This window comes from Peribacillus kribbensis DSM 17871 (assembly GCF_000430765.1).
Lineage (GTDB): Bacteria > Bacillota > Bacilli > Bacillales > DSM-1321 > Paraperibacillus > Paraperibacillus kribbensis.
The window spans coordinates 177,609-189,535 of record NZ_KE387237.1; the positions used below are offsets into that span (position 1 = coordinate 177,609).

Consider the following 11,927-nt stretch of genomic DNA (forward strand, 5'->3'; position numbering starts at 1 on the left):
AAATGGACAAAATTTGGGGAAATGAGTATGTGTACCTGACTGCCTATTACAGTGTTGTAGTACTATGCTGCATCGTGTTTTTGGCAATCTTCGAGCTGGTGACAAAATATAAAAACTGGCAGGAAATCAAAAAGGGCAATCTTTCTGTGGCAATGGCCACAGGAGGGAAAATTTTCGGGATAGCAAATATTTTTCGGCATTCCATTATGCATAATGATTCACTGCTGACGATGATTGGATGGGGAATCTTCGGATTCGCCCTCCTTCTTGCCGGCTACTTTATCTACGAATTTCTGACACCAAGCTTTAAAATTGATGAAGAGATAGCAAAGGACAACAGGGCGGTAGGCTTAATTTCGATGGTGATCTCCATAGGATTATCCTATGTAATCGGCGCTGGTATATCATAAAGGAGAGAGAAACTTGGAAAAGCTGGCCAAAGTATTAATGGTACTGTGCGGAGTGTTTTTGCTGATTGGCATTATTTATATGCTGGTTAAATGAGCTGTTTCCTTTTTTCATCTATGTTACGTTTGTTAAAGAGCTGCTTTGCCCGGATAAAAAAGCCGGAAGCAAAGCAGCTTTTTTGGTCCCTTCGTCCCAAAAAGCCTGAATGGTTTTTGGGTTTGTCTTCAGAATTCTTTCTATATTATAATCATAACTATAAATGTTAGAATGTTTTTGATATTCACTATGAAATGGAGGGGAAGGTTTGGAGAAAATCTGGATAAAAAATTACCCGGAAAAAATTCCGTCCTCATTGGAGTACATTGATCAGCCGCTGCAATTCTATTTAAGCAGCTCTGCCAGGAAGCACCCGGATAAATGTGCGATCCATTTTATGGGCCGCAAATTGAGCTTCAAACAGGTTTATGACTCAGCATTGAAGTTCGCTCATTATCTAAGGGGTCTAGGGGTAAACAAAGGAGACCGGGTTGCCATAATGCTGCCCAATACTCCGCAGTCCGTCATCGCTTATTTTGGCTCGCTGATAGCAGGTGCAGTCGTGGTCCAGACAAATCCGCTGTATATGGAAAGGGAGCTGGAGTACCAAATGAAGGATTCCGGCGCAAAAGTCATTTTGACGCTTGACATCCTTTTTCCCAGAGCTGAAAAAGTCCTGCCTCAAACCAATCTTGAACACATCATCGTAACTGCCATCAAAGATTTCCTGCCATTTCCTAAAAATCTCATTTATCCTTTCATCCAGAAAAAACAATATAATATGGTCGTAAACGTAGAGCATGAAGGCAATTATCATTTGTTTACTGAAATTATGAAGCAGGAAGCAAAAGGAGAATGGGAGCTTGGGCTTGATGTGAATGAAGATCTCGCTTTGCTTCAATACACAGGAGGAACCACAGGATTTCCAAAGGGAGTGATGCTGACCCATAAAAACCTGGTTTCCAATGCGCAGATGTGCTCAGCCTGGCTTTATAAGGACAGTGATGAAAATAGAAATATATTGGGAATTCTTCCGTTCTTTCATGTGTTTGGGATGACAACTGTAATGATTTTATCGATTATGGAAGGCTGCAGAATGACACTGCTGCCCAAATTCGATGTGCTTACGGCCTTAAAGACCATTCAAAAGGAAAAGCCTACATTGTTCCCCGGAGCGCCGACCATGTATATCGGTCTTTTGAATCACCCGAAGCTGAAAGATTATGATCTTTCTTCAATCAAGGCCTGTATAAGCGGATCGGCCCCTCTCCCCATTGAAGTCCAGGATAAATTTGAAGCTTTGACCGGGGGAAAGCTAGTGGAGGGATATGGACTGACAGAAACGTCGCCTGTCACACATGCCAACTTTTTATGGGACCGCCCCCGGGTGAAAGGGAGCATCGGTGTCCCCTGGCCCGATACAGAAGCAGCCATTTTGTCTGCTGAAAACGGAGAAGAATTGGGGCCGAAAGAAATCGGGGAGCTGGCCATAAAAGGCCCGCAGGTTATGAAGGGATACTGGAACAGACCGGAGGACACAGCGGAGACTTTTAAGAATGGCTGGCTTTTAACGGGAGATATAGGCTATTATGATGAAGACGGATATTTTTATATTGTCGACAGGAAAAAGGATATGATTATAGCCGGCGGCTTTAATATCTATCCAAGAGAAATCGAAGAGATTCTATATGAACATGAAGCTGTCCTTGAAGCTGCTGTTGCGGGTGTGCCTGACCCATACCGCGGGGAGACCGTAAAGGCCTTCATTGTTCTAAAAGAAGGAAAAACTGTAACTGAACAGGATATGGACGCTTTTGTCAGAAAGCATCTGGCAGCGTACAAGGTTCCCAGAATCTATGAATTCCGGAGCTCGCTCCCGAAAACAGCAGTAGGCAAAATTCTCCGCAGAATCCTGATTGAAGAGGAAAAGAAGAAGTTAGACGATCAAAAGAATGCGTAATGTATGTATTCGTGAGCCGATGAGGCTCATGCTCTTTTATACAATGAGACAAGCTGTCTTCATGGAGTTTATATTCTTGACATACTGGCTCTTGCATTTTATTATAGAAATATGAATGATGATTCATTCAGTTTTTCTCTGAAAGGGGAACAATAGTGAAACGCAATAGGCCCAAATTTAAACAAATAATTGACGCAGCTGTCATTGTGATAGCTGAAAACGGCTACCATCAAGCACAGGTATCCAAAATAGCCAAACAGGCCGGGGTTGCTGATGGAACCATCTATCTTTATTTTAAAAATAAAGAAGACATTTTAATTTCCTTATTTCAGGAAAAAATGGGGCTGTTTGTGGAAACGATTGAACATGAGCTGAAGGGTGCCCATAGCGCCTCCGATAAGCTGCTGATTCTTATTGAGCAGCACTTCAGGCAGCTTTCGGATGACCATCATCTGGCCATCGTTACACAGCTCGAGCTCCGCCAGTCCAATAAAGAATTAAGGCTGAAAATAAATGATGTTCTAAAGGGCTACCTCGAACTCATGGATAAAATTCTCCTGGAAGGCATTGCAAATGGAGAATTTTCTGAAAACCTGGATACAAAGCTTGCCAGGCAGATGATCTTCGGTACCATTGACGAAACTGTCACCACCTGGGTCATGAATGAGCAGAAATACAGCCTGATACAGCTGGCGCGTCAGCTGCATGCCATGCTCGGCCGGGCTTGTGGAAGCCAAATTGAGGAAAAACAGGTATAATTAACATCAGGATACAAAAAAGTCATGAAGACTTTTGTATCCTGCCTGCTATTAATACATATCTGGGGGATTGTGTATGGATTATGTAACGTATTCAATTGAAGCACATATCGCAGAAATCACGATGCTTAAGCCTCCTGCGAACGCTTTATCATCAAAAGTTCTTGCAGAGCTTTCAGGCATCCTGGACGTGCTGGAAAATGACACGGATGTCCGGGTCATTCTCTTAAAAGGAGAAGGAAGGTTCTTTTCAGCAGGAGCAGACATAAAAGAATTTACTGGCATTGAATCCGGAGAAGAGTTTTCCGAACTGGCAGCGAAGGGCCAGCGGCTCTTTGAACGAATCGAACAATTCTCCAAGCCTGTGATCGCAGCCATTCATGGAGCGGCGCTGGGCGGGGGACTGGAGCTGGCCATGGCCTGTCATATCAGATTGGTTTCCAAGACCGCAAAGCTTGGGCTTCCTGAACTTCAGCTGGGCCTGGTGCCGGGTTTTGCCGGGACGCAGAGGCTTCCGCGATATGTCGGTACAGCAAAGGCTGCAGAAATGCTATTGACAAGCGAGCCGATCACTGGGGCAGAGGCAGCATCCGCTGGTCTCGCAAACTCTGCTTATGAAGAAGAGGAGCTGTTCGGCAAGGCCAGGGAGCTTGCGGCCAAGATTGCCAAAAAGAGTCCGGTTGCTGTTAAAGCGGCTATCAATCTTTTAAACTATTCGAAGCATGATAACTTTTATAAAGGTGTTGAAAAGGAAGCGGAATCCTTTGGGACCGTGTTTGTGACCGAGGATGCAAAAGAAGGGATTTCAGCTTTTATTGATAAAAGAGAGCCTGTATTCAAAGGCAGATAATGGCTGGCTATCCGTAAAAACCATTCGTGGAGGAAGGAAGAATAAGGTTTATATCTCTATTTAGAATGATAGGAACCGGATTCTTCCGCTATAAAAATTCTTAATCTTTCAAATACATGCAAAACGGAGGTAAAGACATGAATATTTATGTATTGCTTAAGAGAACATTTGATACAGAAGAAAAGATTACCCTGTCCGGCGGGAAAATCAATGAAGATGGAGCCGAATTTATCATTAATCCATACGATGAGTATGCTGTGGAGGAAGCGATACAGGTACGCGATGCATCAGGCGGTGAGGTAACCGTAGTGACTGTAGGCGGTGAAGAGGCAGAAAAACAGCTTCGTACTGCTCTTGCTATGGGAGCTGATAAAGCCATCCTCATTAACATAGAAGACGATGTGGAAAATGGAGACCAATTCACCACCGCAAAAATTTTAGCGGAGTATTTAAAAGATAAGAATCCCGATTTAATCCTCGCAGGAAATGTTGCTATCGATGGAGGATCCGGACAGGTCGGCCCGCGGGTGGCTGAGCAGCTGAACATTCCTTATATCACAACCATAACCAAGCTTACAATCGATGGACAAAATGTAAGCGTTGTCCGAGATGTGGAAGGTGATTCTGAAACCATTGAAACGTCCCTTCCTCTGCTTGTGACTGCCCAGCAGGGACTGAACGATCCAAGATATCCATCCCTTCCAGGAATCATGAAAGCAAAGAAAAAGCCGCTTGAAGAGCTTGAGCTGGATGACCTTGATCTAGAGGAAGAGGATGTGGAAGCCAAAACAAAAACCATTGAAATTTTCCTGCCTCCAAAAAAAGAAGCAGGCAAGATCCTTCAGGGAGATCTTTCGGATCAGGTAAAAGAACTGGCAGGATTATTACGCTCAGAGGCAAAAGTGATTTAATCAAGTGAAGATTAGTCTGTCCTTTTAAACCATCTGAAAAAGAAACGATCAAGTGGAGGGAATTATACATGTCTAGAAAAGTACTTGTACTAGGAGAAGTGCGTGACGGTTCATTACGGAATGTATCATTTGAAGCAATTGCAGCTGCAAAAACCATTTCGGAAGGAGGCGAAGTTGTCGGGGTTGCACTTGGCAGCGATGTGAGCGGGTTCGGCGAGTCCTTAATTCAATATGGAGCTGACCGTGTCGTGACAGTCGCACACCCAAGCCTTGCCCAGTATACTTCCGATGGCTTTTCACAAGCCCTTCTTGGAGTCATCGATTCTGAGAAGCCCGAAGGAATTGTGCTCGGCCATACAGCTCTGGGAAAAGACCTGGCTCCCAGAATTGCCGGGAAGCTGGACTCAGGTTTAGTTTCTGATGTCACTTCCCTGGAAGAGACTGGAGGCAACCTGGTCTTCACCCGCCCGATTTACTCAGGTAAAGCATTCGAGAAAAAGATCATTACAGATGGACTTGTTTTCGTGACCATACGACCAAACAATATTGACGCCCTTGAAAAAGATGGGGGACGCACAGGGGATATCTCTTCATTAGATGTAGATATCAAGGACCTGCGTACGATTATCAAGGATGTGGTCCGCAAGGCAAGTGAGGGTGTGGATTTATCTGAAGCGAAGGTCATCATCGCAGGAGGCCGCGGAGTTAAAAGTGAAGAAGGCTTTGAACCGCTAAAAGAGCTTGCAGATGTTTTAGGAGGAGCTGTAGGAGCTTCCCGTGGAGCCTGTGACGCGGATTACTGCGATTATTCCCTGCAGATTGGCCAGACAGGAAAAGTCGTCACTCCTGATCTTTATATTGCATGCGGCATATCAGGAGCCATCCAGCATCTTGCCGGTATGTCCAATTCTAAAGTCATCGTGGCCATCAATAAAGACCCTGAGGCGAATATCTTTAAGGTAGCAGACTATGGAATTGTCGGAGATCTGTTTGAGGTGGTTCCGCTGTTGACAGAGGAATTCAGAAAGCTTAAGGTTGGATCGAATTAAAGCAAAAAAGCAGCTGGCAGCAAGCCGGGCTGCTTTTTTTTTCTGGCTGGTACCTCCTAGTGCTTTTCCTTCGCCAGATTTAACATATAAAAACTGATCACCAGGACCAAAACCGATGAACTGAAAATAAAAGTATTCATCGGACTGTCATGATACACAACAATTAAACGAATCAGTGCCGTTATGCCAATATAAAGAAAATAACGCATCGGGAAATGATATAGTTCCTTAAAATACTTTACAATTAGGGCGGTTAATTCAAAATACAAAAAGAAAACAAGAATCCGCTCGAGAAATTGGTAGTGGTTATGTATGGCAGTTGTCAAAAAGGCATAACGGATAAAATAGATAATCTCTTTACCGAGCAAAAAGCACAGAACAATGCCCAGTAAAACCAAGGCAGTATTCAATGCATATTGAAAGATTAATGAAAGCTTTACATGTATTCTCTGTTCTTTTTGGTCCTTTATCATCCTTTTGCCCTCCAGTTTTATAATTTTCTCCAAAAATCAGGATGACATTCGGAGATCAGGCTGTTTTCGTAATGTTATTAGGACGAACAAAAATAGGATGGATTTGAAGCGAAAGCCGCGGGATGCTGGGCGAGAGCAAAAACCGGTATAGTGTGAGCAAAAATCCAGGGAGCCCGAGCAAAAACCCTGGATTCTTGAGCAAAAAACTGATAAGCCTGAGCAAAATCTGGGCTATGCTGAGCAAACCCAAGGTCGTGAGCAAAAACCGGTAAAGTGTGAGCAAAAATCCAGGGAGTCCGAGCAAAAAACCCGGGGTCTTGAGCAAAAATCCTCTCAGCCTGAGCAAAATCTCGGCCATGCTGAGCAAACCCAAGGTCGTGAGCAAAAACCGGTATAGTGTGAGCAAAAATCCAGGGAGTCCGAGCAAAAACCCTGGGGTCTTGAGCAAAAATCCTATCAGCCTGAGCTAAATCTCGGCCATGCTGAGCAAACCAAAGGGCGAGAGCAAAAACCGGTATAGTGTGAGCAAAAATCCAGGGAGCCCGAGCAAAAACCCTGGGGTCCTGAGCAAAAACCTCATAAGCCCGAGAAATCTGGATAATCCAAAATGCTATAAAACCACTATTCACACCAGAGAACCAGCCCTTAAATTTATCTCTCTATTAAAGGTTTAAATGTAAGAGGGGAAGGGAATTATTATTATATGACACGCGGCACTGGATGCGGGTGGCTTTTTCCTTTGTTTGGGAATATTATAGATCCTGTCAGGGTACATTACTCCTGAAACAAATTATTAACGCATCTGCGGTTATTAATGATATACTGTTGGTCAGTAATTCATTAGGAATATTTAGGAGGATTTAAAGATGGCAATTTCACATGCAACTGATCAAAACTTTACTGATGAAACTAGCCAAGGGCTTGTCCTAGCTGATTTCTGGGCACCATGGTGCGGACCTTGTAAGATGATTGCGCCAGTTTTGGAAGAGTTGGATTCTGAAATGGGTGAAAAAGTTAAGATCGTTAAATTAGATGTTGACGATAATCAAGAGACTGCCGGCAAGTTCGGCGTTATGAGCATCCCTACTTTGATTCTTTTCAAAGATGGAGAAGCAGTAGATAAAGTGGTAGGATTCCAGCCTAAAGAAGCACTTGCTGAATTAATCAGCAAACATTCCTAATCAGCATAGGACTTATTATTAAAAAAATCCCTTTTTCCAAACAGCAGCGTGCTGGCAATGCCAGCCAGTTGCCGGAAGAGGGGATTTTTTTTATACTATTAGTATAGTGTTTTTTTATGATTGTATGATTTGTGAATGATCCCCGCCTGTTGATGGCGGGTTTTTATATGCGGCGTTACCAGAGAAACTTACCATAAGAAACGAGGTGACCATATTGAACCAGATTATCCAGAATAAATTGGCGCTGCTCCCTGATCAGCCAGGCTGTTATTTGATGAAAGACAGGCAGGGCACCATTATTTACGTAGGAAAAGCGAAAATCCTGAAGAATAGGGTCCGGTCTTATTTTACCGGTTCCCATGATGGAAAGACGCTGAGGCTTGTACAGGAAATTGAGGACTTTGAATATATTGTCACTTCTTCAGACATAGAGGCCCTGATATTGGAGCTTAATCTTATTAAGAAGCATGACCCGAAATACAATGTCATGCTGAAGGATGATAAAAGCTATCCGTTCATCAAGCTTACATCAGAGCGGCATCCCCGCCTGATCACCACACGTATGGTAAAAAAGGATAAAGGTAAATACTTCGGACCGTACCCAAACGTTTTTGCGGCAAATGAAACGAAGAAGCTGCTGGACCGGCTGTATCCTCTGAGAAAATGTTCTACGCTCCCTGACAGGGTCTGTTTATATTATCATCTGGGACAGTGCCTTGCTCCCTGTGTGAATGACATCCAGGAACAGGAGTATAAAAAGATTACCGAAGAGATTACCCGTTTTCTTAACGGCGGCTATAAGGAAATCAAAAAAGAGCTTACTGAGAAAATGACAGATGCTGCCGAGGAACTGGATTTTGAACGGGCAAAAGAATACCGAGATAAAATTGCCCATATTGAAACCACCATGGAAAAGCAAAAGATGGCTCTGAATGATTTCACGGACAGAGATATCTTCGGTTATGCCTATGATAAGGGCTGGATGTGTGTTCAGGTCTTTTTTGTCAGACAGGGTAAGCTCATTGAACGCGAAGTTTCCATGTTTCCTCTTTATAATGATCCGGACGATGAATTCCTGACGTATTTGGGACAGTTTTATTCCAAGGTCAACCACTTTAAGCCAAAAGAAATTTTGCTGCCTGATTCTGTGAATACAGAAATGGCTGAGGCGCTATTGGAAGTGAAAATTCTCCAGCCTCAAAGGGGATCGAAAAAAGATCTGTTAAAACTGGCAAATAAAAACGCGAAAATTGCCCTTACAGAAAAATTCGCATTGGTGGAAAAGGATGAAGAACGGACGATCAAAGCGATAGAAAGCCTGGGAGAACAGCTCGGCATTTATACTCCGCACCGGATCGAGGCGTTCGACAATTCCAATATCCAAGGTACCAATCCTGTTTCGGCCTTGGTGGTCTTTATTGATGGAAAGGCAGAAAAAAAGGAATACCGAAAATATAAAATCAAATCAGTCCAGGGACCGGATGACTATGAATCGATGAGAGAGGTAGTCAGGAGAAGATATTCGAGAGTCTTAAAAGAGCAGCTGCCGCTCCCGGATTTAATCATCATCGATGGAGGCAAAGGGCATGTTGAAGGAGTAAGGGATGTCCTGGAGAATGAACTGGGGCTGGAGATTCCTCTAGCGGGACTGGTGAAGGATGACAAGCACAGGACCTCTCAATTGATGATCGGCAGCCCGCTTGAAATAGTTCCGCTGGAGAAGAACAGCCAGGAATTTTATCTGCTGCAGAGGATCCAGGATGAAGTCCACCGCTTTGCCATTACCTTCCACAGGCAGCTGAGGGGGAAAAATGCTTTCCAATCGCTGCTCGATGAAATACAGGGCATCGGGGAGAAACGGAAGAAGCTGCTTTTAAAGCAATTCGGGTCTGTTAAGAAAATGAAAGAAGCCTCAGTGGAAGAGTTCATAAATATTGGGATCCCCAAAAATGTAGCTGAAGAAATTTATAAAAAATTAAAAGACTAGCATTGTTGATTATAGAGAATTGTGGTATAATCACTAATATTCAAATTACTTTATTAAATTAAAGTGATGATAGAGGTGCGATTTTCAATAGTAGAGGTCTGGAGAAGTGTGAGCTTCAGAGAAGGATCTTGAAAGGGAGTGTCGCCGAAGCGGAAGCAGGCTCATACCTGTTTTAGCTGGTCCTGCATTGAAGAAGTGCAGGATTGTCAAGATTTTATCTTGGAGAGCTATCTCACTGTGTTTACGTATTATTTTTTTAGTACGTCCTTCACAGGCAATGAGATAATTCTCATTGCCTTTTTTGTATTCTCTTCATAGCATACAGAATGAAGGTTAAACGGTGGAAGCTTTCACGAAATCAACAGGAGGGTTCAAATTGGGGAGAATCGTGCAAAAGTTCGGAGGCACTTCCGTAGGGACTGTCGAAAAAATTAAAAATGCTGCGGATCGTGTTCTGGAAGAAGTGAATCAAGGCAATGAAGTGGTAGTTGTTGTTTCAGCTATGGGGAAGACGACCGATCATTTAGTGGATATGGCCAGAGAAATTTCTCCCTATCCGAATAAAAGAGAAATGGATATGCTTCTCACCACAGGGGAGCAGATTACGATTTCCCTGCTTTCCATGGAATTAAATGAAAGAGGACATAATACGGTATCGCTGACCGGCTGGCAGGCTGGAATCCAGACAGAAGGAGTCTTTGGCAATGCCAGGATCACCGATATTGAAACCGATAAAATAGACAAGCTCTTATCTTCAGGGAATATTGTCGTTGTGGCAGGATTCCAGGGAGTATCCGGTGGTGAGATTACGACTCTCGGCAGGGGCGGTTCTGACACGACTGCCGTGGCTCTTGCCGCTGCCCTTCATGCGGATAAATGCGATATCTATACAGATGTGACCGGAGTATACACAACAGATCCAAGATATGTGAATTCAGCAAGGAAATTAAAGTCTGTTTCGTATGATGAAATGCTGGAGCTTGCCAATTTGGGAGCTGGAGTCCTGCATCCGCGCGCTGTTGAATTTGCAAAAAATTATAAGATGCCGCTTGAGGTGCGTTCCAGCACCGAAAAAGAGAACGGAACCATCATCGAGGAGGAAATTTCAATGGAACAAAATCTGGTCGTAAGAGGAATCGCATTCGAGGACAATATTACAAGGATCTCTGTATTTGGCCTGCCACTTACAGGAGGAGGGATTTCTTCCATTTTCACTGCTCTCGCTGACAGCCATATTAATGTGGACATCATCATCCAAAGTGTGACAGGTGAAAATGAAACGAATCTTTCATTTTCAGTAAAAACAGAGGATGTAAAAGAAACATTGGAGGTTCTGGAAGCCAACCGCGATAAAATCCGCTTTGCCAGGATCGAGACTGAAAGCGACCTTGCCAAGGTCTCCATTGTCGGCTCAGGCATGGTATCAAATCCTGGTGTTGCCGCCCAGATGTTCGAAGTCCTTTCTTCAAACTCTATCAGCATCAAAATGGTCAGCACATCCGAGATCAAGGTATCCACTGTCGTGTCCCACAGCCATATGCTGAAGGCGGTAAATGCCCTTCATGATGCCTTTGACTTATCTGATGCCCTGGCGATTAAAAATAATTGATTTACATGAGAGAATGAAGTCTGTTGATTTCATTCTCTTTTTTTGTTAAATCCAAATAAAGAAGAGGCTTGCGCTGGGCAGCCTCTTTTTCAGTATGATATATTTCAGCCGATTACATCCTTCAGATCCCACTTCACGATGAGAGAGACTTTTTTGGATCGCTTTTTTCTTTCTTCCACCGCTTCGGAAGACACCCTTTTTTGATATTGGAACTGCTGAGCCAAAAATCCGGCTTCCAGCTGGAAGTGGCAGTCGGTATTGATGGACAGGCGCCTTAAGACCGGCTCACCCGACAATTCGAATAAAGATTCATCTCTTGACAGTTTGATTTGTTCCAGGCTGCCCCAGCCTGCATTCCGAAAAAATTCACATATTTCCTCTACAGAGTTTAAAGGGAATTTTCTTGCCAGCTGTTTTCCGCCCCAATAGAGGAGCTGGGGGGCGTCCTGGCCCAATATTTCATTTAAAAGATATTCACGTATCAAATCGTATCCGAAAACCGGGAGCTGCTCTATCCCGGACTGACTCTCATTCCTGGTGTCATGTCCATCCAATTCATCAAGGTTCTGTTCGGTGGTGTGATCAATGGTTGTTTCGCTTAATGTTTCTTTGCCCAAAATTCTCCCCTCTTTCTCTTAATCTATTATATACGATATTTTTCCGTTATAAAGTCTTGACCAAACTTCAAGTTGAATTTTTGTTTGC

Annotated in this window: 12 protein-coding genes and 1 riboswitch; of the genes, 9 read left to right on the top strand and 3 right to left on the bottom strand. The window is 43.6% G+C overall.

The genetic code is table 11. The features are described from left to right. Positions 1-2 precede the first annotated feature (2 nt). The 6 genes from H539_RS0112000 (at position 3) to H539_RS0112030 (ending at position 5,972) form a co-directional block, all read left to right on the top strand. Positions 3-410 carry a DUF350 domain-containing protein gene (locus H539_RS0112000; RefSeq protein ID WP_026693714.1) on the top strand — a complete coding sequence of 136 codons (408 nt, stop codon included), beginning with the start codon at positions 3-5 and terminating at the stop codon, positions 408-410. Between the two features lie 302 nt (positions 411-712). Continuing rightward, positions 713-2,404: a long-chain-fatty-acid--CoA ligase gene (locus H539_RS0112010; protein ID WP_026693715.1), complete on the top strand. Its 1,692-nt coding sequence runs from the start codon at positions 713-715 to the stop codon at positions 2,402-2,404. A gap of 155 nt (positions 2,405-2,559) precedes the next feature. Further along, positions 2,560-3,162: a fatty acid metabolism transcriptional regulator FadR gene (locus tag H539_RS0112015; protein ID WP_026693716.1), complete on the top strand. Its 603-nt coding sequence runs from the start codon at positions 2,560-2,562 to the stop codon at positions 3,160-3,162. Between the two features lie 76 nt (positions 3,163-3,238). Next, positions 3,239-4,012 carry an enoyl-CoA hydratase gene (locus H539_RS0112020; RefSeq protein WP_026693717.1) on the top strand — a complete coding sequence of 258 codons (774 nt, stop codon included), beginning with the start codon at positions 3,239-3,241 and terminating at the stop codon, positions 4,010-4,012. Between the two features lie 137 nt (positions 4,013-4,149). After that, positions 4,150-4,923: an electron transfer flavoprotein subunit beta/FixA family protein gene (locus tag H539_RS0112025; protein WP_026693718.1), complete on the top strand. Its 774-nt coding sequence runs from the start codon at positions 4,150-4,152 to the stop codon at positions 4,921-4,923. A 68-nt stretch (positions 4,924-4,991) separates the two neighbouring features. Then, positions 4,992-5,972 (top strand): electron transfer flavoprotein subunit alpha/FixB family protein, encoded by a 981-nt coding sequence (locus tag H539_RS0112030; RefSeq protein ID WP_026693719.1) that lies wholly within the window; start codon positions 4,992-4,994, stop codon positions 5,970-5,972. A gap of 56 nt (positions 5,973-6,028) precedes the next feature. Here the strand turns inward: H539_RS0112030 and H539_RS0112035 are convergent, their stop codons facing one another. Continuing rightward, positions 6,029-6,445 carry a phosphate-starvation-inducible protein PsiE gene (locus H539_RS0112035; protein WP_051348555.1) on the bottom strand — a complete coding sequence of 139 codons (417 nt, stop codon included), beginning with the start codon at positions 6,443-6,445 and terminating at the stop codon, positions 6,029-6,031. A gap of 77 nt (positions 6,446-6,522) precedes the next feature. Beyond that, positions 6,523-7,074 carry a hypothetical protein gene (locus H539_RS0112040; RefSeq protein ID WP_026693721.1) on the bottom strand — a complete coding sequence of 184 codons (552 nt, stop codon included), beginning with the start codon at positions 7,072-7,074 and terminating at the stop codon, positions 6,523-6,525. A 237-nt stretch (positions 7,075-7,311) separates the two neighbouring features. Here H539_RS0112040 and trxA point away from each other — a divergent pair, with 237 nt between their 5' ends. From trxA to H539_RS0112055, 3 genes are all read left to right on the top strand, one after another. Next, positions 7,312-7,626 carry a thioredoxin gene (gene trxA / locus H539_RS0112045; protein WP_026693722.1) on the top strand — a complete coding sequence of 105 codons (315 nt, stop codon included), beginning with the start codon at positions 7,312-7,314 and terminating at the stop codon, positions 7,624-7,626. A 214-nt stretch (positions 7,627-7,840) separates the two neighbouring features. Next, on the top strand, positions 7,841-9,613 hold the full coding sequence (gene uvrC, locus H539_RS0112050) for an excinuclease ABC subunit UvrC (RefSeq protein WP_026693723.1): 1,773 nt from the start codon (positions 7,841-7,843) through the stop codon (positions 9,611-9,613). A gap of 62 nt (positions 9,614-9,675) precedes the next feature. Next, positions 9,676-9,851, top strand: a riboswitch (Lysine riboswitch). Positions 9,852-9,989: 138 nt separating this feature from the next. Beyond that, complete coding sequence (locus H539_RS0112055; RefSeq protein ID WP_026693724.1) at positions 9,990-11,222, top strand: aspartate kinase; 1,233 nt, start codon at positions 9,990-9,992, stop codon at positions 11,220-11,222. 104 nt (positions 11,223-11,326) lie between these two features. Here the strand turns inward: H539_RS0112055 and H539_RS0112060 are convergent, their stop codons facing one another. Further along, positions 11,327-11,839 carry a YslB family protein gene (locus tag H539_RS0112060; RefSeq protein ID WP_245602170.1) on the bottom strand — a complete coding sequence of 171 codons (513 nt, stop codon included), beginning with the start codon at positions 11,837-11,839 and terminating at the stop codon, positions 11,327-11,329. Positions 11,840-11,927: the final 88 nt, after the last annotated feature.